Source organism: Asanoa sp. NPDC050611 (genome assembly GCF_040654855.1).
In the GTDB taxonomy this organism is placed as follows: Bacteria; Actinomycetota; Actinomycetes; order Mycobacteriales; family Micromonosporaceae; genus Asanoa.
In genome coordinates this window covers 1-23691 of sequence record NZ_JBFAIU010000087.1, presented here as the reverse complement: position 1 = coordinate 23691, position 23691 = coordinate 1, and the positions used below count along the sequence as shown (strand labels likewise).

The window sequence follows — 23691 nt, the reverse complement described above, 5'->3', positions numbered from 1 at the left end:
GATGAGCGAACGACAGGTCGCTTCCCGTTGTAGGACTCAACGACGGTACGTGGCGAACCCCCAGGCGTGTCAACCGTTGTGGCGCCTCGGATCGCGCGGCCCGGCGTGTCGCGTCGGCGTGTTGACGACGAAGGTCGATCGGCGTCCACGGATACCCGATCATGCACCCGGTACCTGACGTTCAGGCGCCGCGGAGGTGACGATCCAGCAACGCCCGCGCCGCCGAAAGGTGTTCCGCGGCAAGCAGTCCGGCCGCGGCGAGCACATAGGACACGTCGACCACGGGCTGCGCCGCCCGCGGCACCGGCCACCCGCCGGCGTGGTCGGTCAGCACCGCGTCCAGCATTTCCTTGGCGTCCCCGGGGGCGGCGTGCCGGAGCACCCCGCCGGAGCCCACCAGAAGCCGCACGTCGCGCAGATCCCGGGCCACCCTGCCCGCGGGACCCCGGGCATGCCGCCGGACCGCCACGGTGGCCGCCAGGGCCGCTATCCGTCGGTCCAGGGCCCGCTCGGCGTCGCTGTCCGGCACGAACCCGGGCGTCGCCGCCCGGGCGGCGGCAGCGGCCTCCAGGGCCGCCAGGTCGAATGCCGCACGCGGACCGCGGCCCTCCGCGAACCCGCCGCCTGGTCCGTCGGCGCCGCCAGGGCTGGCCGGCCCGCCGGTCCCGGCCCCGGTTGGGCCCGCCGGCAGGAGGCGCTCGGCGACCGCCGCGCGGATCACGTCGGGGGCCGTCCAGCGCATCCCCAGGTCGCCCTCCACGGTCCGGGCCCGCCACAGCGTCCCGGCGACGTCGTCGGCACGCCCGTCCGGCGTCAGCACCGAGTACACGTCGGTGGTCGCCCCGCCGACGTCGACGACCAGGAGGTCGCCGCCGATGTGGTCGGCCAGGGTCTCGACACCGGTCAGGACCGCGTCCGGCGTCGCCGCCCGGACCAGCGACGGGAACCGCCGCCCCCGCGACAGCCGCTTCCCGCCGATCACGTGGGACAGGAACACCTCCCGGATCGCCGCCCGCGCCGGCCCCGGCTCCAGCACCCCGATCCGGGGCAGCACGTTCGCCGTCGCGGTGACCGGCACCCCGGCGCCGGCCAGCAGGGCGGTCAGCGACTCGGAGGCGTCGGCGTTGCCGGCCAGCACCACCGGCACCCGCCACCGCGCCCGGGCCAGCCGCCCCGCGTTGTGCGTCAGCACCGCCGCGTCTCCGCCGTCGGTGCCGCCGACCAGCAGCACCACGTCGGGCCGGGCCGCCCGCAACGCGGCCAGCGACTCCAGCGGCCCGGCGGACACGTGCACGACCCGGGCGCCCGCGGACAGCCCCACGCGGTGCCCGGCCTGCGCCGTCACCAGCTCCTCGTAGCCCACCACGGCCAGCCGCAGCCCGCCGCCGGCGGAGGAGCACACGTACCAGCGGTCAGCGGGGACCGGCACACCACACGCGGCCGCCGCCGCGTCGAGGCCGTGCAGCACGTCCGTGCCCACGGTGGTCGGGTGGTCGGCGGCCGCGACGACCGCGCCGCCGTCGAGGTCGACGACGATCACCTTCGTGTACGTCGACCCGACGTCGGCGCACAGCGCCAGGTTCACGACTTCGGCGGGACGACCACCGTGCCGGTCGCGGTCGTGGCCACGATCGGCGGGTCGAGCACCTCCGCCGCCGACTCCGAGCGGTGCGGACGCGACCGGCAGACGACCCGGGCCTCGAACTCGATCCGCCGGCTGCGGTTGCCGACCTCGACCACCGTCGCGGACACCTCGAGCACGTCACCGGCCCGCACCGGCGCCCGGAACTGGATGTCCTGGTAGGAGGCGAACAGCCCCTCGTCGCCGTCCATCTGGATACACACCTCGGTGGCCACGTCGCCGAACAGCCCGACCACGTACGCCCCGTCGACGAGGTTGCCGCCGTAGTGCGCGTGCGAGTACGGCACGTACCGCCGGTGCGTCACCGTGATCATGCGTTCACCAGCGCGTGCACGAGATAGGACGCCACCTCGCCCGGTGTCGTACCCCGCCCGAAGATCCGGTCCACGCCCAGCTCACCCGCCATCGTCTCGTCGAACCTCGGCCCGCCCACCACGAGCAGGGGCCGTCTCTCGGCCGGCAGCGCCTCCCGGAACGCCGCCGACATCTCCCGGGTGTTGTGCAGGTGCGCGTCCCGCTGCGTGACCACCTGCGAGACCAGGACCGCGTCGGCCCTCTCCCGCTGCGCGGCCGCGACCAGCTCCGGGACCGTCACCTGGGCGCCCAGGTTGGTCACCTTCAGCTCCCGGTAATACTCCAGGCCCTTCTCGCCCGCGATCCCCTTCACGTTCAGGATCGCGTCGATGCCGACCGTGTGCGCGTCGGTGCCGATGCACGCCCCGACGACCGACAGCTTGCGCCGCAGGCCGCGCTTGACGGCCGCGTTGACGTCCTTGGCCGACAGCAGCGGATAGTCGCGCTCCACGACCTCGACCTTGGACACGTCGACGAGGTGGTTGACCCGCCCGTACACGACGAAGAACGTGAACCCGTCCCCCATCTGCTTGGCGTGCACGAGCATCGCCGGGTCCATGCCCATCTTCGCCGCGAGCTGCAGCGCCGCGCCCTCGGCCCGCTTGTCGTGCGGGATCGGCAGCGTGAAGGACAGCTGCACCATCCCGTCGCCGGTGGTGTCCCCGTAGGGACGCACGATGTCGCTCACGACGCCTCCAGCAGCGCGGTGGCCGGGTTGAAGTAGTCGTCGGCGTGCTTCGCGACCCCGGCCAGGCCCTTGCCGCGGTCCGCGGGCCGCTTCATGATCCCGAAGGTGCCGTCGGCGATCGCCTGCAGCAGCGTGTCGCCCTCGATCTTCTCCAGCAGGGTCACGGCCTCGGCGAGCACCTGGTTGGCGCGCTGCTGGATGAACCCGCCCGGCGCCGGCACGAAGTCCTCGTGGAGGCCGCCGGCCGCGCCGAGCACGTACCGGACGTTCTGCAGGGCGATGTCCCGGTCCGACAGCCACGGCGTCACCACGGCCTCGGTCATCATGCCGACCAGCAGGATCCCCTGCCCCGTCATCGTGCCGGCGAGGTTGAAGAAGCCGTCGAGGAGGTTGCCGCGGAACACGTCGCCGGTCATGTGCTTCGTCGGCGGCATCCACTTCAGCGGCGCGTCCGGGAACAGCTCCCGGGCCAGCAGCGCGTGCGCCAGCTCAAGGCGGAACGACTCCGGCACGTCCGGGTTGATCTCGAACGCGTGCCCGAGGCCGAGCTGCCAGTCGGCCAGGCCCGCCTCGTGCGCGAAGAACTCGTTGAGCAGCTGCGAGACCGTCACCGTGTGCGCCTCGTCGACCGCGTCGGCGGTGGTCAGGTAGTTGTCCTCGCCGGTGTTGATGATGATCCCGGCCCGGGCGTGCACCTGCCGCGAGAACCGCTGGTCGACGAACGTGCGGATCGGGTTGATGTCGCGGAACAGGATCCCGTACATCGAGTCGTTGAGCATCATGTCGAGCCGTTCGAGCCCGGCCAGCGTCGCCATCTCCGGCATGCAGAGCCCCGACGCGTAGTTCGTCAGCCGGACATACCGCTTCAGCTCCCGCGACGACTCGTCCAGGGCCGCCCGCATCAGGCGGAAGTTCTCCTGCGTCGCGTACGTGCCGGCGAAACCCTCCCGGGTCGGCCCCTCGGGCACGTAGTCCAGCAGCGACTGCCCCGTCGACCGGATCACCGCGATCACGTCCGCGCCGGCCCGGGCCGCCGCCTGCGCCTGCGGGATGTCCTCGTAGATGTCGCCCGTCGCGACGATCAGGTAGATCCAGGGCCGCTGCTTCGGGTCGCCGAACCGCTTGACCAGCCGGTCCCGCTCGGCCCGGCGCTTGTCGATCACCTTCAGGCCCGCGGCCGTCGCCCTCGTCGCGAGGGTGCGGGCCGCGGTCGCTTCCTTGCCACGGGGCACGGCGAACCGCACGCTGCCCGCCGCCGCCTTCTGCGCCAGCAGCGTCACGTCGGCCGCCGTCAGCCCCTCCTGCCGCAGCGCCGCGAACACGGGCAGCGCCACCCCGTGCTCCAGGCCCACCTCGTCGACGACCGCGTCGACCAGCCGGTTGACCCACGGGATCCCGTCCGGGTCGGCACCGGTCACCCCGGCCAGCCGCAGCACCGCCCGCTCCACCGACACCGTCGTGTGGCTGCGGGCGAGGTCGACGACCGGCTGCCCGGCCCGGCGGGCCAGCTCACGGGCCCGGGACACGAGCGCCGGATCGAGATCCAGCTTCGCCATCGGCTCACTCACTCCTCGAAGATCGTCACTCCGCGTACGACGGTGCGCAGGCACCGCGGCAGCGGCGTCGGGTCGTCCGGTCCCCGCTCCTCGGGGTTCGTCGACACCAGGTTCGGCATGCCGCCGGTGACCCCGGCCGGGGTCTGCCACACCGCGAACGTCGCCGCGGCGCCCTTGGCCAGCACGCCCTCACTGTCCCGGCGGATCGACCGCCACGCACCCTTGGTGTGCGCCGCGAACGCCGACCGGACCGCCATCCGGTGCGCCGGGTTGAAGTGCGACATCGCCGCCCGCACCGAACCCCACGGGTCCAGCGGCGTCACCGGCGAGTCCGAACCGAACGCGAGGGTCACACCGACGCCGTGCATCGCGCCCATCGGGTTCGACTCCATCGACCGGGACAGGCCCAGCCGCTGCGCGTACATCTGCCGTGGTCCGCCCCACAGCCGGTCGAAGGCCGGCTGCATGCTCGCCGTCAGGTTCAGCTCGACGAACGCCGCGATCATGGCCTTGTCGACGAGCTCCGCGTGCTCGACCCGGTGCCGGGCCTGCCGGACCGCGTCGAGGCCGAGCAGCTTCGCCGCGCCCGCGAAACCCTCCAGCACGTCGTGCAGGGCCGCGTCGCCGATCGCGTGGAAGCCGCCCGGGACGCCGTGCTCGTGGCAGTCGACGATGTGGTCGCGGGCCTGCTCCGCCGACACGTAGGAGAAGCCGTGCCCGCCACCGCCCAGGAACGGTTCCCGCAGGTACGCGGTCCGCGACCCGAGGGCGCCGTCGGCGTAGAGGTCGCCGCCCGCGCCGACCGCACCCAGCTCCTTGGCCTTCGCCGCGGCCATCAGCTCGCCCCACCAGCCGTACACCTCGGGCAGACCCTGCTCCGGGCCCGCGAGGGCGAGCAGGCCCGTGAAGTCCGCCTCGTCGGACGTGCCGGGGCCGCCGCACTCGTGCAGGGCGCCGATGCCGAGCCGGGCGGCCCGCTGCAGCGCGGTCCGCTGCGCGTGCTGGCGCTGTGCGGTCGAGAGGGAGCCGAGCGCGATCTCGCGTACCGCGTGATGGGCCTCCTCCCGCACCCAGCCGGTCTCGGAGAACCCGGGCTCACCCGCCGCCCGCGGGGCGGCGGCGAGGAGCGCGCCCGAGGCCAGGGCCGAGTGGACCGACGCCTGGGTCAGGTAGACGCGCCGCCCGCCGGCGACCCGGTCGAGCTCCTGCGCTGTCGGCGGCGTCTGGTCCGGCCACTTCGACTCGTCCCAGCCGTGGCCCATCACGATCGCGTCGGCTGCCTGCGTGGTCGCGTAGAGGGCCACCGCGTCGAGCAGCTCGCCCGCCGACGCGGCGGCGCTCAGGTCGAGGCCGCCGAGGACCAGGCCGGTGTCGGTGGCGTGCACGTGCGCGTCGACGAACGCCGGCGTGACCAGCGCGCCGCCGAGGTCGACGGTGACGTCCGCGGCGGGCGCGGCGGCGGCGGGACCCAGCCAGGCGACCCGGCCGTCCGCGACGAGCAGGGCGGTCGCCTGGGGCTCGGCCGGCGCGTAGAGGGCGCCGCCCGTGTAGAGCGTCGATTCCATGGGGTTCAGTCTGCCCGCAGGCGCTGCTCGAAGAGGTTGCGAACGGCCGGCTCCGTGCGCAGCAGGTCCAGCGCGAACTCGGCGTGCCCCGGCACGTAACCGTTGCCGACCAGCATCGTCACGTCCGCGGCCAGGCCCTCCGCGCCCAGCGCCGCCGCGGCGAAGCTCGTCGCCATCGAGAAGAAGATCACTGTGCCGCCGTCGTCGGTGGCCAGGATCGCGCCGTGCTCACAGCCCGGCACGTCGACGCAGACCACCGTCACGTCGGCCGGCTTGCCCAGGGCGCGGGTGACGGCCTCCGCGAGGGCCACCGGGTCGCGGGCGTCGGCGATGGCGACCGCGTCGGCCAGGCCCCCCTTCTCCAGGCGGGCGGCCTCGTTCGTCGTCGGGACGATGCCCACCGCGCGACGCGCGCCGGCACGCCGGGCGGCCGCGAGCGCGAGCGAACCGCTCTTACCCGCACCACCGAGCACCGCCACCGTGTCGCCGGCTTGGACCACCCTGCTGGTGAGGGCCGGCGCGCCGCAGACGTCGAGCACCGCGAGCGCGAGCTCGGCGGGGAGGTCGTCGGGGAGCTTCGCCACGATCGAACGGGCAAACAGGATCGCGTGGCCCTCGGCCGGCACCTGCTCGCTGCCGCCGTCCCAGCCCTTGAGGCCGTCGGTGATCCGCAGCGGGGTCAGCGTCAGCGAGACGAGCGTGGCCACCCGGTCACCGGGCGTGAGGCCGAGCGGGGAGCGGGCGCCGACAGCCTCGACGACGCCGATCAGCATGCCGCCCGAGCCGGTCACGGGGTTGTGCATCTTGCCACGCTGCTCGACGATCCCGAGCACCTCGGCGCGCACCGCCTCGCCGTCGCCGGCGTGCTTCTCCCGCAACTGTCGGTAGCTGGCCGCGTCGAGATTGAGCCTTTCCACCCGAATCCGCACCTCGTTCGGCCCGATTTCGGGACGATTGTCCACACGCCACGCTGCCTGCGGCAGGACGCCCGCCGGCTCGACGACGCGGTGCAGACCGACGGGTGAGGTCAACGGAGGCTCCTTGATCAAATCAGCGAGGCAGGAAAACTTACGGCAGAATAGTTTGTAGACAAAAGATTTTCCAGTAGCCTTCGCTCGCTGCGGTACACTCCCCGCCGCGGGAGAAGAGGAGGAAGCCACGTGACCGTCGACCTCGGCTCGCGGACCCCCGACGCGATATCGACCGGCCAGCCGTACGAGTACCAGCGGCGCCCCCTTGTCGAACCGGACTGGACCCGCTTCCCCGGCTGGCGACACGTCACCCGCGACCAGTGGGAGTCCGCGCAGTGGCAACGCGTCAACTGCGTCAAGAACGTCAAGCAGCTCCAGGCCGTCCTCGGTGACCTGGTCGGAGAGACCTTCTACAAGGACCTCGCCGAGGACCAGAAGGCCCTCGCCACCATGTCGATGCTGGTGACGCCGCAGATGCTCAACACGATGATGCCGACCGGCCCGATGAGCACCGAGGCGTTCTACCTCGACCCCGTGCGGCGCTACATGATCCCCGTCGCGTCCGACCGGCGCACCGACTGGCCGTCACACCCCTACGCGTCCCGGGACTCGCTGCACGAGCACGACATGTGGGTCGCCGAAGGGCTCACGCACCGCTACCCGACCAAGGTGCTCGCCGAGCTGCTCTCGACCTGCCCCCAGTACTGCGGGCACTGCACCCGGATGGACCTCGTCGGCAACTCCACGCCGGCCGTCGACAAGCTCAAGCTGACGCTCAAGCCGGTGGACCGCTACGCGGCACACATCGACTACCTTCGCGCCCATCCGGGTGTACGCGACGTCGTGGTCTCCGGCGGCGACGTCGCCAACGTGCCGTGGCGCAACCTCGAGTCGTACCTTATGAGCCTGTTGTCCATCGAGACCGTCCGCGACATCCGCCTCGCCACCAAGGCGCTGATGGGCCTGCCGCAGCACTGGCTGCAGCCGGACGTGGTCGAGGGACTCGAGCGGGTCGCCCGCACCGCCGCCCGGCGCGGCGTCAACCTGGCGATCCACACGCACGTCAACCACGTGCAGTCGCTGACCCCGCTCGTCGCGCGCGCGGCACAGACCGCCCTCGAGGTCGGCGTCCGCGACGTGCGCAACCAGGGCGTGCTCATGCGCGGCGTCAACGCCACCACCGCCGACCTGCTCGACCTCTGCTTCGCGCTGCAGGGCGAGGCCGGGATCCTGCCGTACTACTTCTACATGTGCGACATGATCCCCAACGCCGAGCACTGGCGGGTGCCGGTCTGGCAGGCACACCAGCTGCAGCACGACATGATGGGCTACCTCCCCGGGTACGCGACGCCGCGGATCGTGTGCGACGTGCCGTTCGTGGGGAAGCGGTGGGTGCACATGCTCACCGAGTACGACCGCGAGCGCGGTATCTCGTACTGGACCAAGAACTACCGCACCTCGATCGAGGACTCCGCCGACGGGGACGCGCTTTCGAAGCGGTTCCCGTACTACGACCCGATCGACACGCTGCCCAAGTCCGGCCAGGACTGGTGGGCTTCACAGGCATGAGAAAAGGGGCCCGCGTCGTTGCGGGCCCCTTTTCTGTGTCGCCTTACTTGAAGGCGTCCTTGATGTCGCGTCCGGCGTCCTTGACGTGCTCACCGGCCTGCTTGGCCCGCGCGTCGGTCTGGTCGACCTGACCCTCGGCCTGAAGCTGCTCGTCGTCGGTGGCGTCGCCGTACTTCTCCTTGGCGCCGCCCTTCAACTCCTCAACCTTGTTACGAACCTTGTCGGCGAAGCTCATGGTCACTCCGATCTGTTTCCGTCGGACAACCAATAAGTTCCCGATGGCCGCTCCGGCGAAACCTCACCGCTGCTCCTCGACGGCCTCGACGAGCTTGGGCAGGAAGAACTCCCACCCTTCGCGGTGGCTGCGCGCCTCGTCCCGATCGATCCGGCTGGTGTGGTCGTACTCGCCCTGCGCGAGCTGCAACACGGCACCGTCGTCGACGGTGACGTCGACGCGGCGGGCGGGGAGCTCGGGCTCGTGGTCCCAGGCCCAGGTGAACCCGAACCGCCCGGCCTCGGCGTCCAGTGTGGTGACGGTGCCGCGCATGGTCTGGTCGAGCCGGTCGAAGTAGACGACGTACTGACCACCGACCTCCTCCTCGACGGTCAGCTGGGCGCCACCCCACCAGCGCCGCACGGCCGCGGGGTCGACGAACGCGTTCACCACCTCGGCCGGCGCCACACCTGGCACGTCGAGGGTGATGCGCAACCAGGAATCGTCCGCACTGGGCATCGAAACGCGCATGCTGCCTCTCCCCCGTCGGAGCTGTCCCTCTCGAGTCTGTCAGCCGGCGCACACCCTGTAGGGCATCCTAGGATGAATGGGTCGTTGGCCCGTTGGCTTTGCGACCTGCCCGCCAAGGGCCGGCGGCTACGAACGTGACCGGCGTGCGCCGCCGAGGGAGGCGAACCGCTGCCGTCCACCGCCGTCTCCCTGTTCACCGCCCGCGCCAGTGTCGTTGCCGCCGCTCTCCACGTCGATCTGGTCGAAGGCGCCCAGTGGTGGGTCCGCGGAGTGGGCCTGGTCCTTCCCTACGAGTGGCGAGCAGGGGGAGCATTCCGCTCGCGACCCCCGTGGGGCGGTCGTCCGCCGAAGCGGCACCGCAGGTCCGCGATTTCGAACCACGTTGGACCGCACGCCGTGAAGCAGACCCGATCGCCTACGGCGTCCTAGGATGCAGGTTGACCCGGGCGGCCCTGGAGGTGCCATCTGCTAGACGGTCTGTCGGTGTCGACCAACGCCGGGACGCGCACACCTGCGGTGTCGTGGTCGATGCTGGATCGGGCCGGCTTCAGACCGGGGTACGCCGCGTCGCTGCGCCATCCAGTCGAGCCCCTTCCGCGGGCTCAGGCACTCGCCAGGTAAGCCGGATCTGCGGCCAAGGCGGGCAAACGTTGCCAGCTGCGGATGGCTGAGCCCGGTCTGTGGTCAGCGACCCTGCCACCAGAGCCATCCGCCGGTGTCGCCACTACCGCGGCCAAGCCCGACCCGCCGGTGCCGCGCGGCCAGACCGGGCCCGCCGATCGCGGCCATGCCACCGGCGCCCAGATTGTCGACTGGTCCGCGGCCGAGGCCGACCCGCCGGGGCCGCCACTGCCGCGCCAGCCCGACCCGACACCGCCGCGCGGCCAACCCCGGCCCGCCGGCAACGGCCCACATGCCACCAGCACACGGATCCGCTGATGTCGCCGCTGCCGCGCGGTCAGACCCGGTCCCCCGGCCGTGCGCCCAGATCCGCCGGTGCTGGCGGCACCTCGTAGCGCGTCCTAGGACGAAGCCAATAGGCGGCGGATCGGTGCGGCCTTGGCCGCCGCCTCCGCTACCTCAGCCGCGGGGTCGCTGTCCCAGGTGATGCCGCCGCCTGCCCACAGGTGCAGGCGGTCCGCGTCCGCCGCCGCCGTCCGGATCGTCAGGCCCAGGTCAAGGTCGCCCGTGGCGTCGATCCAGCCCAGCGCCCCCATGCTCGGTCCGCGGCCGACCGGCTCCAAGGCAGCGATCTCAGCGAGCGCAGCCAGCTTCGGGGCCCCCGTGACCGAGCCGCCGGGGCAGGTTGCCCGGAGTAGGTCCGCCAGGCCGATTCCGTCCGCCAGGTCCGCCGTGACCACCGATTCCGCCTGCCACAGGTCCACCCAGCGGCGGATCGCGAACAGCTCTTCGACGCGGACGCTGCCCGTGCGGGCCACCCGGGCCAGGTCGTTGCGTTCCAGGTCGACGATCATCACGTGTTCGGCCCGCTCTTTGGCCGAGGACACCAGTTCCGCGCGCCCGCGGGCGGTGGCCGGGCGGGTGCCCTTGATGGGGCGGGTGGTCACGTGGCCGCCGACCACCTGGATCAAGGTCTCCGGGGAGGCGCAACCCACCGCCCAGCCCGCACCCGTGAGCACCCCGCCGTAGCGGGCGCCGGCCAGCGCACCCAGCCGGGCCAGCGCCGGGAGTGGATCACCCACGTACGGCGCCGAGGCGTGGCCCACGACGTTGGCCTGGTAGACGTCGCCGCGGGCGATGGCCTCGCGGACCGCTGACACCGCCGCCGCGTGGGCCCCCGGGGTCCAGCTCGGTTCCCACTCCCCCAGGTGCCAGCCGGCGATCTCACCACGTGGACCGAAATCGTCACGATTTGACGCCGGCGATGGCGGCCGCCGCAGCCCGTTGGCAGGCGACGAAGCGTGGCCGGCGTCACCCAGCCGCAGGGGTTGACTCGACGCCACAGGGCGCCGGAGACCCGCCTCAGCCGCCCCAGCGTGCTCATATACCACAGCAACCAGATCCGGGACCGCGGGCGCCGGGGTGGGCTTGGCCACAGGGGCCCGGCCCAGCATGGCCGACGCGCCCGCCGCGGAGATCAGAACGGCGGCGCCGCACAGCGATTCGGACTCGCTTTTGGCTACGGAGCGTGACAGTCTTGCGGAAGAGAACGACCGCACGTCCAGTCCGTCGGCGGCAAGGAAATCTTCGAGATGCTGAGCCGGATCGCCACCCTCCGTAGAGCGCCACTCCATTCGGGAGCGCTCTTTTATACGGAGAGTGCACGACGAACTGCGACCAGCGAGACGGGTAGCAGGATGTGGAAGCGTTCCCACAACGAGTGGCCGATGGTTACTCATACGAAGGGTGGATTCTTCCGCATAAGGTCCGCAACTTGCTCGTACCTGCCCCGTCCGACGGAGTAGCCTCCGTCACTGGTCATGTGAACCATGACACGGCACCCCCATCGTCCGGAGACCCCGATGTGCCAGCACCAACCGATCTGCCCCTCCGCTGAAGCGGTGGACCGCGACGCCGCTCGGGCTGTCGCAGCCTTCCCCGAGCAGGGCTGGAGCCTGCTCTGCAACGGTGTGATCCTCTTCGAGGACACCGGAGAGCTGCTCCCCGACGGCCGCACCATCGCACCCCACCGCGGCCCCGCCCGGCACGCCCTCGCGGCGTAGGAAAACCCCCAGCCTAGGGCCGCCGCCCCGGGGGAGCCCAGTCGACTCCCCCGCCCGAGCATCGTCGCTCACCTTCACCCACGATCCGCCGGCCGAGAAGCCGGGGGGCAGGCGCGCCCGGCGCCTACTCGAACGCCGAGGGCGGCGGGCAGGCGCAGACCAGGTTGCGGTCGCCGAACGCACCGTCGATCCGGCGGACCGGCGCCCAGTACTTCCCGACCCGCGACACCCCGAACGGGTACGCCGCCACCGAGCGCGGGTACGCGTGGGACCACTCGTCCCCCGACACCATCGCCGCCGTGTGGGGCGCGTTGACCAGCGGGTTGTCGTCCCGCGGCCACGTGCCCGACTCGACCGACGCGATCTCCTGCCGGATCGCGATCATCGCGTCGCAGAACCGGTCGAGCTCGGCCAGGTCCTCGCTCTCGGTCGGCTCCACCATCAGCGTCCCGGCCACGGGGAACGACATCGTCGGCGCGTGGAAGCCGTAGTCGATCAACCGCTTGGCCACGTCGTCCACCGAGACGCCGGCCGCCTTCGTCAGCGGCCGCAGGTCGAGGATGCACTCGTGGGCCACCAGGCCCTTGTTGCCGCTGTAGAGCACCGGGTAGTGCTCCCGCAGCCGCGCCGCGACGTAGTTGGCCGCGAGCACCGCCGCGCCGGTCGCCCGGGCGAGCCCCTCGGCACCCATCATCCGCAGGTACGCCCACGGGATCGGCAGGATGCCCGCCGAGCCGTGCCGCGCCGCCGAAACCGCAGCCGCGCCGCCGGCGGAGCCCAGCGGGTCGCCCGGCAGGAACGGCGCGAGGTGCGCGCGCACGCCGATCGGGCCCACACCCGGACCGCCGCCACCGTGCGGGATGCAGAACGTCTTGCGCAGGTTCGGCTTGCCGTCGACACGTCCGCGCCGAACCGACCCGGCTTCGCGAAACCGACCAACGCGTTCAGGTTGGCCCCGTCGACGTAGACCTGGCCGCCCGCGTCGTGGACCTTCGCGCACAGCGACGCGATCGCGGTCTCGTACACCCCGTGCGTCGACGGGTAGGTCACCATGATCGCGGCGAGCCGGTCCGCGTGCGCGGAGATCTTCGCGTCCAGGTCCACCAGGTCGACGTTGCCGTCCTCGTCGCAGGCCACCACGACGACCCGCATGCCGGCCATCACCGCGGAAGCGGCGTTGGTGCCGTGGGCCGACGACGGGATCAGGCAGACGTCCCGGTCCTCCTGGCCGCGCGAGCGGTGGTAGCCGCGGATCGCCAGCAGCCCGGCCAGCTCACCCTGCGAACCGGCGTTCGGCTGCACCGACACGGCGTCGTACCCGGTCACCTCGGCCAGCCAGCCCTCCAGCGACGAGATCAACGACTCGTAGCCGGCGGTCTGCGCGGCGGGCGCGTGCGGGTGGACGTTCGCGAACTCCGGCCAGGTGATCGGCTCCATCTCGGTGGTCGCGTTGAGCTTCATCGTGCAGGACCCCAGCGGGATCATGCCGCGGTCCAGCGCGTAGTCGAGGTCGGAGAGCCGTCGCAGGTACCGCAGCATGGCCGTCTCCGACCGGTGCGCGTGGAACACCGGGTGGGTCAGGAACTCCGAGGTGCGCTCGAGCGACGAGGGCAGAACCGGGGAGACCTCCCCGGTGTACGGCGAGACGCCGAACGCCGCCCAGACCGAGGCGAGATGCGCGTCGGTCGTGGTCTCGTCGCACGCGATGCCGACCGTGTCGGCGTCGACCTGCCTCAGGTTGACCCCACGCGCGGCGGCGGCCGCGACGATGTCGGCGGCGCGACCGGGCACGGACGCGGTGACGGTGTCGAAGAAGGCGTCGGAGGTGACGGTGACACCGCCGGCCCGCAGGCCGGCCGCGAGCCGGGCGGCGGACGAGTGGGTACGCCGCGCGATCTCCCGCAGCCCCTCCGGCCCGTGGTAGACGGCGTACATGCTGGCGATCACCGCGAGCAGCACCTGCGCCGTGCAGATGTTGCTGGTCGCCTTCTCCCGCCGGATGTGCTGCTCGCGGGTCTGCAGCGCGAGCCGGTAGGCCGGCGCCCCGTCCGCGTCGCGCGACACACCGACGAGCCGACCGGGCAGCATCCGCTCGAGCCCCTTACGGACCGCGAGATAGCCGGCGTGCGGGCCGCCGAAGCCCATCGGAACGCCGAACCGCTGCGTGGTGCCCGCGGCGATGTCGGCGCCGATCTCACCCGGCGCACGCAGAAGCGTCAGCGCCAGCAGGTCGGCCGCGACCGTGACGAGCGCACCGGCCTCGTGGGCGGCCTCGACCAGTGAAGCGTCGTCGCGGACGGCACCGGAGGCGCCCGGGTACTGCAGGTGCAGCCCGAAGAACTCGGCGGGCAGCACCGCCGGCCCAGCCGCGAGGTCGAGCACCTGAACCTCGATGCCGAGCGGCTCGGCCCGCCCCTGGATCACGGCGAGCGTCTGCGGCAGCGTGTCGGCGTCCACGACGTACACCGGCGACTTGGTCTTGGCGGATCGCCGCGCCAGCGTCATGGCCTCCGCGGCCGCGGTGCCCTCGTCGAGCATCGACGCGTTGGCCGTGGTCAGCCCGGTCAGGTCGGCGACCATCGTCTGGAAGTTGAGCAGCGCCTCGAGCCGCCCCTGGCTGATCTCCGGCTGGTACGGCGTGTAGGCCGTGTACCAGGCGGGGCTCTCCAGCACGTTGCGGCGGATCACCGCCGGCGTGTGGGTGCCGTAGTAGCCGAGGCCGATCATCGAGACGTTGACCGTGTTGCGGTCGGCCAGCGCGCGCAGTTCGGCGATCACCTCGGCCTCGGACGCGGCCGGCGGCAGGTCGAGGGTGCCGTGCCAGCGGATCACCTCGGGGATCGCGGCGTCCATCAGCTCGTCGACCGAGCCGTAGCCGACCTGGTCGAGCATCCGGCGCTCGCTGTCGCGGTCCGGCCCGATGTGGCGGTCTGCGAACGAGGAAGCTGTCATCGGCGGAACTCCTGGAGGCAGAGAGAGCGAGGTCGACTAGCAACCTCCCCCTCTGTCGTACCCAGAACGGGTCCTCCAGAGTCGCCATGTCCGCGCGGTCCTTTTGCCTGAGAGGTTCCGGGGAGGATTTGCCCCTTCGGCGCCGTCCGGCCCTGCTGGACCGGCGAACTCTCCCACGCGGATGGTTCGGCTTGCCGCAAACGCTACCAGTGTTGATGATCCAGAGGGCGTACGGCGTGGGTGAGGTCTCCCCACGAATGTCACCTACGCTGACCCGCGTGACCTACCTCGCAGCCGATGACCGATACGACTCGATGACCTACCGCCGGGCCGGCCGCAGTGGTGTCCGGCTCCCCGCCATCTCCCTGGGCCTCTGGCACAACTTCGGCCACGGGCGCCCCTTGGACACCCAGGCCGACATCTGCCGGCGCGCGTTCGACCTGGGCGTCACCCACTTCGACCTGGCCAACAACTACGGCCCGCCGCCCGGCTCGGCCGAGGAGAACTTCGGCCGGCTGCTGGCCCGCGACTTCCGGCCGTACCGCGACGAGATGATCATCTCGACCAAGGCCGGCTACCTGATGTGGCCCGGGCCCTACGGCGAATGGGGTTCCCGCAAGTACCTGATCTCGTCGCTGGACCAGTCGCTGAAGCGGATGGGCCTCGACTACGTCGACGTGTTCTACCACCACCGCCCCGACCCGGACACGCCGATCGAGGAGACGATGGCGGCGCTGGACTTCGCGGTCCGTTCGGGGCGCGCGCTCTACGTCGCGATCTCCAACTACACGTCGGCGCAGACCGCCGAAGCGGTCAGGATCCTTCGTGACCTGGGTACGCCGCTGCTGCTGCACCAGCCCTCGTACTCGATGCTCAACCGCTGGATCGAGCGCGACGACCTGCTCGACACCCTGGCCGAGGCCGGCGCCGGCTGCATCGCGTTCAGCCCGCTGCAGCAGGGCCTGCTGACCGACCGCTACCTGGACGGCATCCCCGCCGACTCCCGGGTGGCGACCGGCGGGTTCCTCAAGGAGAGCCACCTCGACGAGGAGACGATGCGGGTCGTCCGCGAGCTCAACGAGATCGCCCGGGAGCGCGGCCAGACGCTGGCCCAGCTCGCGCTCGCGTGGGCGCTGCGCGACGAGCGGATGACCAGCCTCATCATCGGCGCGAGCAGCGTCGCCCAGCTCGAGGACAACGTCGCCGCGCTCGACAACCTGAAGCTGTCGGCGGCGGAGCTCGACGCGATCGACGGTGCGCTGACGAACCCGGCCTGACGGGTGGCGGCGGTGATCCACAATGGGCCCGTGCCCCGTCGTCGCCGTCGCCGTTGGCTCTGGATCAGCCTGATCGCCGTGGCCGCCAGCACCGTCCTGGCGGCCACGGCGGTGATCGGCACCGGGCTGTGGCTGCGCGCCGGCGCCCGGGGCCACGTCTACGCGCTCGCGGACGTGCCGCAGGCGCCCGTGGTGATGGTGCTCGGTGCGCAGGTCTATCCGGACGGGACGCCGTCGCCGTTCCTGGCCGCCCGGCTCGACCTGGCCCGGCAGCTCTACGACGCCGGCACCGTGCGGGCCGTGCTGGTCTCCGGCGACCACCGGGAGTGGCACTACGACGAACCCGGTGCGATGACCCGGTGGCTGGTCGCGCGCGGGGTGCCGGAACGCCGGATCGTGCAGGACCACGCGGGTTTCGACACCTACGACTCGTGCGTACGCGCGAAGAAGGTCTTCGGTGTCGACCGCATGATCGTGGTGACGCAGCAGTTCCACATCGACCGGGCGGTGGCGCTGTGCCGCGACGCTGGGATCGACACGGTCGGGGTCGGCGACGAGTCGGTGAAGCGGTTCGGGCGGGCGTGGGACTACGGCGCCTTCCGCGAGCAGCTGGCCGGGGTCAAGGCGGGGTGGGATGTGCTGACCGGCCGCGACCCGGTGTTCCTCGGCCCGCGGGAGACCGGCGTGCAGGACGCGCTCGCCAACTGATCGTGCGCACTGGCAGGATGCCCGGGTGCGTGCTGCCCTCCGTACCGTGGCGCTGGTCGGGTTCGTCGCTCTGTTGACGGCGTGCGGCGGTGACCCGGTGCCCTCCTCGTCGTCGCCGGCCCCGGGCTCGGCCTCTGGCGCGACACCGTCCGGCGGCACCGACGCCCTGGGCCGCGGTCCGGCGCGGCCGACCCCGACTCCGACTGCGAAGAAGGCCGCGGGCTGCACCGGTGCGTTGCCCGCGGACAACATCTGGCGGGCCGACGTCACGAAGCTGCCCGTCCACCCGCGCTCGGCGGCCATGGTGGCCAGCATCGGCACGGGCGCCGCCATGCACCCCGACTTCGGCTCCGGCACCTGGGAGGGCGCCTCGATCGGCATCCCGGTCACCACCGTCCCCGCCGGACAGAAGAAGGTCGCGGTCAGCTTCGAGTACGCCGACGAGAGCGACCGCGGCCCCTACCCGATCCCGGCCGACGCGAAGATCGAGGGCGGCCCGCAGGCCGACGGCGACCGGCACGTGATCGCCTTCGACAAGGCCGCCTGCAAGGTCTACGAGCTGTTCTCCGCCTTCCCGCAGGGCGGTGGCTGGCGGGCCGGGTCGGGCGCCGTGTTCGACCTGCGCTCCAACAGGCTGCGGCCGTCCGGCTGGACCTCGGCCGACGCGTCCGGACTGTCGATCTTCGCGGGGCTGGTCCGCTACGACGAGGTCGCGGCCGGGCGGATCGACCACGCCATCCGGATCACCGTGCCGAAGACCCGCACCGGCTTCACCTGGCCGGCCACCCACTCCGCGTCATCCGCCACCGACGCGAATCTGCCCCAACTGGGCCAGCGGTTGCGGCTCAAGGCGTCGGTGAAGACCTCGTCGATGCCGAAGCAGGCGCGGATCGTCGCCGAGGCGATGAAGCGGCACGGGGTGATCGTCGCCGACCACGGCTCGGCCTGGTTCATCTCCGGAGCGCCGGACCCGCGGTGGGACAACGACGCGCTGCGGGCGCTGAAGTCGCTGACGGGCAGCGACTTCGAGGTGGTCGACGCCGGCGGTCTGATGGTCAGCCGGACGTCGGGGGCAGTTCGCTAGCGCCCGTGTACGTGGCCACGGGCGCGTCGCCGGTCGTCTCGTACTCGAGCAGCAGCATGCCCGCCGGCGTCGCCTCGTGGCCGACCAGCCGCATGCCGACGGCCCGGCCCGGGTGGTCGAACAGCCGGCGCCCGGCGCCGACGACCGTCGGTGCGACGACGAGCCGGACCGCGTCGACCAGGCCCGCCGCGAGCAGCGCGTTCCCGAGCCGGGCGCTGCCGTGGACCTGCAGCTCCCGGCCTTCCCGCGCCCGCAGCGCCGCGACGTCCGCGAAGCGCAGCAGCGTCGCCGGCTGCCAGGGCGCCGCCGACAGCGTGCTGGTCACGACGTACTTCGGCAGGCCGTTCATCCGCTCCGTGAACGGGTCGTCGGGGTCGGTGATGTCGGGCCAGGCGGCCGCGAACTCCTCGTAGGTGCGGCGGCCGAGCAGCAGGCCGTCGGCCAGCGAGAGCCAGTGCGCCGCGGCCTCGATGAACCGGGCGTCGGCGTGCGGGGTCAGCCAGCCGCCGCGGGTGAAGTCGCCGGACCTGTCCTCGTCGGGCGAGCCGGGGCCCTGGCTGACGCCGTCGAGCGAGACGAACTCGGTGACCGTGACCCTCACCGCTCCCCCTCCGCCAGCGCGGCCAACTGCGCCGTGACCGTGCCCCAGCCGTCGGTGAAGCCGAGCTTCTCGTGGCGTTCGCGGGACGTCGGGTCGCCGTGCCGCACGAGGACGCGGTAGTCGGTGCCGTCCGGGTGGTCGGCGAGCGTGATCTCGGCGGTCATCACGATGACGCCGGCGTCGGCCGGTCGCCAGGTGCTGTCGATGGCCGTGGTGAACGCGATCCGCCTCAGCTCGTCGGCGGCGAGGAACGCGGCGTCCAGATGTGGTCCGAACACGTCGCCGTCGTCGCTGAGGCGGGTGACGAACGCGCCTCCCGGGCGCACCTCGAGGCGCTCGACGCGGCAGCGGCTCGGCGCCGGCACCCACCAGCGGGCCAGCCGGTCGGGGTCGGTCCAGGCCCGCCAGACGGCCGCCCTTGGTGCCCGGATCACCCGGTCGAGGGCGAGGTCGAGGTCGGGGTTCATGCGTGGTCCTCCTCGGTGGTTTCCGCGGTCAGCAGGCTTTCCAGGCGGTCGGTGCGGTCCTCCCAGACGCGGCGCTGCTCGGCGAGCCAGTCGTCGAGCAGGCCGAGCCGCTCGCGGTTGAGCACGCAGGTGCGGACCCGGCCGGACTTGACCGTGCTGATCAGTCCGCTGGTCTCCAGCGTGCGCACGTGCTTCATGAACGACGGCAGCGTCATCGGGAACTCGCGGGCGAGGTCGCCCACGCTGGTGGGGCCGCGGCCGAGGCGCCGGACGACGCCGCGCCGGGTGGGGTCGGCCAGGGCGACGAACACGTCGTCGAGGGCGGCCGAATACTGTGCCATGAGGCTAAGTATTGCCGCCCGGAAAAGTTAGCGCAAGGGCTAAGTGTTTGGCTTCAGCCGGCGCGGCGGCGGGCGCGGCGGGCGGCCAGCTCGTCGCCGGCGGGCGCGTCGTCGGCCTCGTCGTCCGCGGGGGCCGGCTCAGCGGGCTCGGCCGGCAGGTGCGACAGCGAGCCCTGGATCTCCTTGAACGCGCCGCCGATCGCGATGCCGAACACGCCCTGGCCGCCCTGCAGCAGGTCGACCACCTCCTCCGGCGAGCGGCACTCGTACACCGTGGTGCCGTCGGAGATCAGGGTGATGCCGGCGAGGTCCTCGACGCCGCGCGAGCGCAGGGTGTCGATCGCCTTGCGGATGTTCTGCAGCGACACACCGGCGTCCAGGAGGCGCTTGACCACCTTGAGCACGACCAGGTCGCGGAACGAGTAGAGGCGCTGCGTGCCGGAGCCGGAAGCGTCACGGACGCTCGGCACGACCAGCGTCGTGCGGGCCCAGTAGTCGAGCTGGCGGTAGCTGATGCCGACCGCGTGGCAGGCGGTGACGCCCCGGTAGCCGACTGAGTCGCCGTCCGTGGGTGGCGGCGCCGCGTCGGCGTCGGATCTACCCGCGGGTTCCGGATCACGTGGGTCGGGCATGTGGCTACCTCCCCGCCAGCGAGGTGTCGCGTCGTGCCGGGACGCGCACCCGTCAACAGCGCCAACCCTATAGCTCAGAATGAGCTTGAGGGCGCAGGCTTTGCGCCGACACGCCGCGATCTGAGGACATCACCCGGGTAGCGCTCACCTTTTGCCGCAAGCGACACGGGTCAGCCCGCGAAGTCCTCCGGACGGACCTGCTCCAGGAACTCCCGGAACTTCTCGACCTCGTCCTCCTGCTCGTCCGGAATGACGATGCCGGCCTCGGAGAGCACCTGCTCGGCGCAGCGGATCGGCGCGCCCACCCGCAGCGCCAGCGCGATCGAGTCGCTGGGCCGGGCCGAGACGCGCAGGTTGTTGTCGCCGATCAACAGGTCGGCGTAGAAGACGTTTTCCTTCAGCTCGACGATCTCCACGGCGTTGAGCGGCTGCTGGAGCGCGGCCAGCACGTCGCGGAGAAGATCATGGGTCAGCGGCCGGGCCGGCTTCACGCCCTGCTGCTCGTAGGCGATCGCCGTCGCCTCCACCGCACCGATCCAGATCGGCAGGTAGCGGTCGCCCTCGACCTCTCGGAGCAGCACAATCGGCTGGTTGCTGGGCAACTCGACCCGAACCCCGACCACGCTCAGCTCACGCACCGCGCCTCCGTCGTCGTTGTCGTTCCGTTGTCGTTCCCAGCGCCGTCTCCGGCCCCTTCCTTGCACGGTACACGCGCGAGTGGAGTGCGTCCCGCACGCGCGGTCGGTGCCGAGGGGGAACCGCGTTCGAGCCTACGTGATCTGGCCGACCGGGCGGCAGCCCGGCAGGCGTTCAGCGGCCCAGGGTGTCCCGCAGACCGGCCCGCACGAGGGCGGCCCGCAGCTGCTGGGCCAGGCCCGTCAGCTCCTGGGCGGCCGCGGCGGCCCGCGCCCGCGCCGCGGGGTCCTTCTGGCGCGCCAGCGGGCCCACGAGCTGGGCGAACAACCCCACGTCGCGGTCGGCCGCCGCCTTGTAGCCGCGCAGGTGGCGCACCTCGATGCCGTACGAGGCCAGGCCGGCCACCGCCGCCGCGATCACCAGCGCGTCCGCGTCGTACCAGCCCGGGGTGCGTTGGGTCACCATGCCCAGCTCCTCCAGCTCGGCCAGGCTGCCCGGATCGATGCCCGTGCGCTCGACCAGCTCCGCCCGACGGACCAGCGCGTCCGCGGGCGGCGTCGCGGCCGGCTCGTCGGGCACCGCGACCAGCACGGGCCGGCGCGGTGCCACGTCCTCGCCGGTGTCGTGGGCCTCCAGCTCGGCCCGGATCACCCGCAACGGCAGATAGCGGTCACGCTGCGCGGACAGCACGAAGCGCAGCCGCTCCACGTCCCGCCAGCTGTACTTGCGGTAGCCGGCGGGCGTGCGTTGCGGCTCGACCAGCCCTTCTGCCTCGAGGAAGCGCAGCTTGGAGATGGTGGTGTCGGGAAACTCCGGGCGTAGCTCCGCCAGGACCTCGCCGATGCTCATGCGCGGCAGCAGACGCGGGTCAGCGCCGGCCGCCGCGCCTGGGGCACGTTCGGTCACGCGTCGCCTCCCGCAGCGCTAGCCGCGCGTGGACTCCTCGTCGGGGCGGGGCCCCGCGATGAAGACGAGCCGGAACTTGCCGATCTGCACCTCGTCGCCGTTGCTCAGCGTCGCGGCTTCGACCCGCTCGCGGTTGACGTAGGTGCCGTTGAGGCTGCCGACGTCGCGCACGGTGAAGGTGCCGCCGTCGCGGTGGAACTCCGCGTGGCGGCGGGAGACGGTCACGTCGTCGAGGAAGATGTCACTGTCGGGGTGCCGGCCGCTCGTGGTCACGTCGTGGTCCAACAGGAACCGCGCGCCCGCGTTGGGCCCACGCCGGACGACCAGCAGGGCCATCCCCGGCGGCAGCGAGCCCGACATGCGGCCGGGCACGACGTCGGCGTCGGGGCCCTCCAGAACTTCGTCGAGCGAGCCCAGGTTGAGCGTCGACGTGACGTCGAGTGGGGGAAACTCGTCGTCGGGGCGCGTCATCGGTCCACCTCACGGATCTTTCGGCAGCGGCGCCGGACACCCCGGCCCCTTGTGGGCAGCAGCTTGGAACAAGTCAAAAACAACCTCGCGAGCCTAGCCAGCCCTGAAATCCAGGGTCAACCAGACGCGCGGGCACTTCCTACGCTCCGGAGGGCCTGGTCAGCTCTCGGTGAGCGTGCGGTAGGTGGCCGCGGTCAGCAGACCGTCGAGCGCCGCGGGGTCACTGGGGTCGATCTCGACCAACCAGCCCTCCCCATACGGGTCCGCGTTGATCGTCTCCGGCTCGTCGACGAGCCGGTCGTTGCGGGCCACGACCGTGCCGGAGATCGGTGCGTAGATCTCCGAGACGCTCTTGGTCGACTCGACCTCACCGAACGAGTCGCCGGCCGAGACCTGCGCGCCCTGCTCCGGGAGCTGGACGTAGACGATGTCGCCCAACGCGTCCTGCGCGAAGTGGGTGATGCCCACGCGCGCCGGACCATCTCCGCCGCGCACCCACTCGTGCTCGGCGGTGTATCGCAGGTCGTCAGGAATCACGGCCATTCTTCCTTTTGTTCAGCTCACCGGCTTGGCGTGCTTGAGGTCGACGGGCGCGGCGACGGCCGTGACGTCGACCGTGTCGTGCTCGTCGACGATCACGTTACCGCCGTCCGCTTTGATCGACGGCACCAGCCCGTCCGGAATGTTGAGCGCCGTACGCATGGTAGGCGGGTCACCGATGACAGTGATCGTGTACGGGCCGGTCAACCGCTTGCCGGAGACCTCCAGCCCGCCATCGACGTCGATGAAGTACGTGCTCGCGACGATCCGCACCGGCGCGCCGCCCGCGCCGGCGATCTGCATGGCCTCCGCGTCCGCGCCGCGCAGCTCCTGCACCGCGTTGAGGATGTCGGACGCCGCGATCGGCTGCGGCCCGGCGATGAACCGGATCGCCAGCCCGGGCCCGGCCGCCGGCGCCGTGCCCGCGAGGATCGCGAGCTCGTCGGCCCGCTTGGTGGCCTCCTCCAGCGCCGCGGCGCGCCCTTGGGCACCGGACTGCAGCTGGCGCTGGCTGTCCTGGAGGGAGGCGATCTCGCGCTGGAGGCGGTCCTCCTGGGCCTGGAGGTCGGACTGCAGGCGGACCAGGTCGTCCTCCCGCATCGCGGCCAGGTCGGAGTCGACGGACTTGCCGCGCAGCTGCACGGCGAGCGTGAAGCCCAGGAGTGCGAGCAGGACGAGAATGATCACACCGGCGGTGCCGCGCTTCTTGCGTCGCCCCGCTGCCGGCTCGGCGTCGGGTTCCTCATCCACATCGGATACGCGCGACGGAGCGGCCGTGGCGCCGGTGGAACGGTCGGGCTGGGGGCGGGTTTCCGGGGCGTCGCCGGCCGTCGGGCGCTGTGGGGACGGCTCCCCGGTTGCGCCGTCCGTGAGCGGGGTGAGGCGCACCGTCTCCTCGTCGGCCTCGGCGGGGAGCCCGTTGGCGCGCTGTTCTGCCGGTGGTTCTGCCTGTGCTGCCGGGTGCGCTGGCGGCGTGGGGCGGGTCGGTGGCGTGCGGCCTGGCATCGGCCGTCGGGCCGGCCTGGCCGCCTCTGGTGTGGCCGGGGCGGGTTGCGCCGGGATCGCTGCCGTCGGATCGCTCGATCCATGCGGCCGCTCGATGCGGGTGGTCGGCTCGTCGTGTTCCGGCCGGTTGACGCCTGTGGTCGGCTCGCTCGACGCGGCCGGCCGCTCGAAGCGTGCGGTCGGCTCGTCGTAGGCCGGCCGGTCGATGCGCGAGGTCGGCTCGTCGTGAGCCAGGCGGTCGGCCGGCTCGTCGCCGGCGGTTCGCTCGATCCGCGAGGTCGGCTCATCGCCGGCAGG

The 23691-nt window shown here is 72.1% G+C and carries 25 protein-coding genes, 1 pseudogene and 1 riboswitch; of the genes and pseudogenes, 7 read left to right on the top strand and 19 right to left on the bottom strand.

The window, feature by feature from the left end; translation table 11 throughout:
* Nucleotides 1–181: 181 nt before the first annotated feature.
* The 6 genes from AB0H87_RS16215 to AB0H87_RS16190 are packed head-to-tail and all read right to left on the bottom strand — an operon-like array spanning nucleotide 182 to nucleotide 6836.
* Nucleotides 182–1585, bottom strand: a complete 1404-nt coding sequence (locus AB0H87_RS16215) for a glutamate mutase L (protein WP_360145213.1) — start codon at nucleotides 1583–1585, stop codon at nucleotides 182–184.
* A complete protein-coding gene (locus AB0H87_RS16210; protein WP_360145210.1) occupies nucleotides 1582–1956 on the bottom strand; it encodes a hotdog domain-containing protein in 375 nt (124 codons plus the stop codon). Before AB0H87_RS16210 ends, AB0H87_RS16215 begins: the two co-directional genes overlap by 4 nt.
* Nucleotides 1953–2684, bottom strand: a complete 732-nt coding sequence (locus AB0H87_RS16205; RefSeq protein ID WP_360145207.1) for an OAM dimerization domain-containing protein — start codon at nucleotides 2682–2684, stop codon at nucleotides 1953–1955. The genes AB0H87_RS16210 and AB0H87_RS16205 overlap by 4 nt, the downstream gene beginning before the upstream one ends.
* The gene (locus AB0H87_RS16200) at nucleotides 2681–4240 is read right to left on the bottom strand and encodes a lysine 5,6-aminomutase subunit alpha (protein WP_360145204.1); all 1560 of its coding nucleotides are present in this window, start codon (nucleotides 4238–4240) and stop codon (nucleotides 2681–2683) included. Before AB0H87_RS16200 ends, AB0H87_RS16205 begins: the two co-directional genes overlap by 4 nt.
* A gap of 8 nt (nucleotides 4241–4248) precedes the next feature.
* Nucleotides 4249–5805: an amidohydrolase family protein gene (locus AB0H87_RS16195; protein WP_360145201.1), complete on the bottom strand. Its 1557-nt coding sequence runs from the start codon at nucleotides 5803–5805 to the stop codon at nucleotides 4249–4251.
* 5 nt (nucleotides 5806–5810) lie between these two features.
* Nucleotides 5811–6836: an L-erythro-3,5-diaminohexanoate dehydrogenase gene (locus tag AB0H87_RS16190; protein WP_360145198.1), complete on the bottom strand. Its 1026-nt coding sequence runs from the start codon at nucleotides 6834–6836 to the stop codon at nucleotides 5811–5813.
* Between the two features lie 129 nt (nucleotides 6837–6965).
* On the opposite strand from AB0H87_RS16190, the gene AB0H87_RS16185 reads away from it, so the two are divergent.
* Complete coding sequence (locus AB0H87_RS16185) at nucleotides 6966–8345, top strand: lysine 2,3-aminomutase (protein WP_360145195.1); 1380 nt, start codon at nucleotides 6966–6968, stop codon at nucleotides 8343–8345.
* Between the two features lie 43 nt (nucleotides 8346–8388).
* Here the strand turns inward: AB0H87_RS16185 and AB0H87_RS16180 are convergent, their stop codons facing one another.
* Complete coding sequence (locus AB0H87_RS16180) at nucleotides 8389–8580, bottom strand: CsbD family protein (protein ID WP_360145192.1); 192 nt, start codon at nucleotides 8578–8580, stop codon at nucleotides 8389–8391.
* 63 nt (nucleotides 8581–8643) lie between these two features.
* On the bottom strand, nucleotides 8644–9090 hold the full coding sequence (locus tag AB0H87_RS16175) for an SRPBCC family protein (protein WP_360145189.1): 447 nt from the start codon (nucleotides 9088–9090) through the stop codon (nucleotides 8644–8646).
* Nucleotides 9091–9753: 663 nt separating this feature from the next.
* On the opposite strand from AB0H87_RS16175, the gene AB0H87_RS16170 reads away from it, so the two are divergent.
* Nucleotides 9754–10029, top strand: a complete 276-nt coding sequence (locus AB0H87_RS16170; RefSeq protein WP_360145186.1) for a hypothetical protein — start codon at nucleotides 9754–9756, stop codon at nucleotides 10027–10029.
* A gap of 83 nt (nucleotides 10030–10112) precedes the next feature.
* On the opposite strand, the gene AB0H87_RS16165 is transcribed toward AB0H87_RS16170, so the two are convergent.
* A complete protein-coding gene (locus tag AB0H87_RS16165) occupies nucleotides 10113–11450 on the bottom strand; it encodes a chorismate-binding protein (RefSeq protein ID WP_360145183.1) in 1338 nt (445 codons plus the stop codon).
* 123 nt (nucleotides 11451–11573) lie between these two features.
* On the opposite strand from AB0H87_RS16165, the gene AB0H87_RS16160 reads away from it, so the two are divergent.
* Nucleotides 11574–11774: a DUF5999 family protein gene (locus AB0H87_RS16160; protein WP_360145180.1), complete on the top strand. Its 201-nt coding sequence runs from the start codon at nucleotides 11574–11576 to the stop codon at nucleotides 11772–11774.
* Nucleotides 11775–11898: 124 nt separating this feature from the next.
* Here AB0H87_RS16160 and gcvP read toward each other — a convergent pair.
* Nucleotides 11899–14726: pseudogene (gcvP, locus tag AB0H87_RS16155) on the bottom strand (aminomethyl-transferring glycine dehydrogenase).
* Between the two features lie 85 nt (nucleotides 14727–14811).
* Nucleotides 14812–14912, bottom strand: a riboswitch (glycine riboswitch).
* A 92-nt stretch (nucleotides 14913–15004) separates the two neighbouring features.
* Here gcvP and mgrA point away from each other — a divergent pair.
* The 3 genes from mgrA to AB0H87_RS16140 are packed head-to-tail and all read left to right on the top strand — an operon-like array spanning nucleotide 15005 to nucleotide 17795.
* Nucleotides 15005–16003 (top strand): L-glyceraldehyde 3-phosphate reductase, encoded by a 999-nt coding sequence (gene mgrA, locus AB0H87_RS16150; RefSeq protein WP_360145177.1) that lies wholly within the window; start codon nucleotides 15005–15007, stop codon nucleotides 16001–16003.
* 30 nt (nucleotides 16004–16033) lie between these two features.
* Nucleotides 16034–16711 carry an ElyC/SanA/YdcF family protein gene (locus AB0H87_RS16145; protein WP_360145174.1) on the top strand — a complete coding sequence of 226 codons (678 nt, stop codon included), beginning with the start codon at nucleotides 16034–16036 and terminating at the stop codon, nucleotides 16709–16711.
* Between the two features lie 25 nt (nucleotides 16712–16736).
* Nucleotides 16737–17795: a hypothetical protein gene (locus AB0H87_RS16140; protein ID WP_360145171.1), complete on the top strand. Its 1059-nt coding sequence runs from the start codon at nucleotides 16737–16739 to the stop codon at nucleotides 17793–17795.
* Here AB0H87_RS16140 and AB0H87_RS16135 read toward each other — a convergent pair.
* The 9 genes from AB0H87_RS16135 to AB0H87_RS16095 all read right to left on the bottom strand — a co-directional run bounded on the left by AB0H87_RS16135 (nucleotide 17767) and on the right by AB0H87_RS16095 (nucleotide 23139).
* The gene (locus AB0H87_RS16135) at nucleotides 17767–18396 is read right to left on the bottom strand and encodes a dihydrofolate reductase family protein (RefSeq protein ID WP_360145168.1); all 630 of its coding nucleotides are present in this window, start codon (nucleotides 18394–18396) and stop codon (nucleotides 17767–17769) included. The genes AB0H87_RS16140 and AB0H87_RS16135 overlap by 29 nt on opposite strands.
* Nucleotides 18393–18863: an SRPBCC domain-containing protein gene (locus AB0H87_RS16130; RefSeq protein ID WP_360145165.1), complete on the bottom strand. Its 471-nt coding sequence runs from the start codon at nucleotides 18861–18863 to the stop codon at nucleotides 18393–18395. Before AB0H87_RS16130 ends, AB0H87_RS16135 begins: the two co-directional genes overlap by 4 nt.
* Nucleotides 18860–19204 carry a helix-turn-helix transcriptional regulator gene (locus AB0H87_RS16125; RefSeq protein WP_360145162.1) on the bottom strand — a complete coding sequence of 115 codons (345 nt, stop codon included), beginning with the start codon at nucleotides 19202–19204 and terminating at the stop codon, nucleotides 18860–18862. Before AB0H87_RS16125 ends, AB0H87_RS16130 begins: the two co-directional genes overlap by 4 nt.
* Before the next feature lie 53 nt (nucleotides 19205–19257).
* Nucleotides 19258–19836: a MerR family transcriptional regulator gene (locus tag AB0H87_RS16120; RefSeq protein WP_360145159.1), complete on the bottom strand. Its 579-nt coding sequence runs from the start codon at nucleotides 19834–19836 to the stop codon at nucleotides 19258–19260.
* A gap of 170 nt (nucleotides 19837–20006) precedes the next feature.
* Nucleotides 20007–20474: a bifunctional nuclease family protein gene (locus tag AB0H87_RS16115; protein ID WP_203706197.1), complete on the bottom strand. Its 468-nt coding sequence runs from the start codon at nucleotides 20472–20474 to the stop codon at nucleotides 20007–20009.
* A gap of 172 nt (nucleotides 20475–20646) precedes the next feature.
* On the bottom strand, nucleotides 20647–21321 hold the full coding sequence (locus AB0H87_RS16110; RefSeq protein ID WP_360145155.1) for a MerR family transcriptional regulator: 675 nt from the start codon (nucleotides 21319–21321) through the stop codon (nucleotides 20647–20649).
* A 75-nt stretch (nucleotides 21322–21396) separates the two neighbouring features.
* A complete protein-coding gene (locus AB0H87_RS16105) occupies nucleotides 21397–21849 on the bottom strand; it encodes an FHA domain-containing protein (protein ID WP_360145152.1) in 453 nt (150 codons plus the stop codon).
* A gap of 159 nt (nucleotides 21850–22008) precedes the next feature.
* Nucleotides 22009–22386, bottom strand: a complete 378-nt coding sequence (gene gcvH, locus AB0H87_RS16100) for a glycine cleavage system protein GcvH (protein ID WP_360145149.1) — start codon at nucleotides 22384–22386, stop codon at nucleotides 22009–22011.
* An 18-nt stretch (nucleotides 22387–22404) separates the two neighbouring features.
* Nucleotides 22405–23139: a DUF881 domain-containing protein gene (locus AB0H87_RS16095; protein WP_360145146.1), complete on the bottom strand. Its 735-nt coding sequence runs from the start codon at nucleotides 23137–23139 to the stop codon at nucleotides 22405–22407.
* A 336-nt stretch (nucleotides 23140–23475) separates the two neighbouring features.
* On the opposite strand from AB0H87_RS16095, the gene AB0H87_RS16090 reads away from it, so the two are divergent.
* On the top strand, nucleotides 23476–23691 hold a 216-nt coding region (locus AB0H87_RS16090), incomplete at its 3' end, for a hypothetical protein (protein ID WP_360145143.1).

Bases quoted from the DNA above. Each gene is read 5' to 3' on its own strand.
- AB0H87_RS16210 (WP_360145210.1), bottom strand. From the start codon at position 1,956: ATGATCACGGTGACGCACCGGCGGTACGTGCCGTACTCGCACGCGCAC.
- AB0H87_RS16200 (WP_360145204.1), bottom strand. From the start codon at position 4,240: ATGGCGAAGCTGGATCTCGATCCGGCGCTCGTGTCCCGGGCCCGTGAG.
- AB0H87_RS16195 (WP_360145201.1), bottom strand. From the start codon at position 5,805: ATGGAATCGACGCTCTACACGGGCGGCGCCCTCTACGCGCCGGCCGAG.
- AB0H87_RS16180 (WP_360145192.1), bottom strand. From the start codon at position 8,580: ATGAGCTTCGCCGACAAGGTTCGTAACAAGGTTGAGGAGTTGAAGGGC.
- AB0H87_RS16175 (WP_360145189.1), bottom strand. From the start codon at position 9,090: ATGCGCGTTTCGATGCCCAGTGCGGACGATTCCTGGTTGCGCATCACC.
- AB0H87_RS16170 (WP_360145186.1), top strand. From the start codon at position 9,754: ATGGCTGAGCCCGGTCTGTGGTCAGCGACCCTGCCACCAGAGCCATCC.
- AB0H87_RS16165 (WP_360145183.1), bottom strand. From the start codon at position 11,450: ATGAGTAACCATCGGCCACTCGTTGTGGGAACGCTTCCACATCCTGCT.
- AB0H87_RS16160 (WP_360145180.1), top strand. From the start codon at position 11,574: ATGTGCCAGCACCAACCGATCTGCCCCTCCGCTGAAGCGGTGGACCGC.
- AB0H87_RS16130 (WP_360145165.1), bottom strand. From the start codon at position 18,863: ATGAACCCCGACCTCGACCTCGCCCTCGACCGGGTGATCCGGGCACCA.
- AB0H87_RS16125 (WP_360145162.1), bottom strand. From the start codon at position 19,204: ATGGCACAGTATTCGGCCGCCCTCGACGACGTGTTCGTCGCCCTGGCC.
- AB0H87_RS16120 (WP_360145159.1), bottom strand. From the start codon at position 19,836: ATGCCCGACCCACGTGATCCGGAACCCGCGGGTAGATCCGACGCCGAC.
- AB0H87_RS16110 (WP_360145155.1), bottom strand. From the start codon at position 21,321: ATGAGCATCGGCGAGGTCCTGGCGGAGCTACGCCCGGAGTTTCCCGAC.
- AB0H87_RS16105 (WP_360145152.1), bottom strand. From the start codon at position 21,849: ATGACGCGCCCCGACGACGAGTTTCCCCCACTCGACGTCACGTCGACG.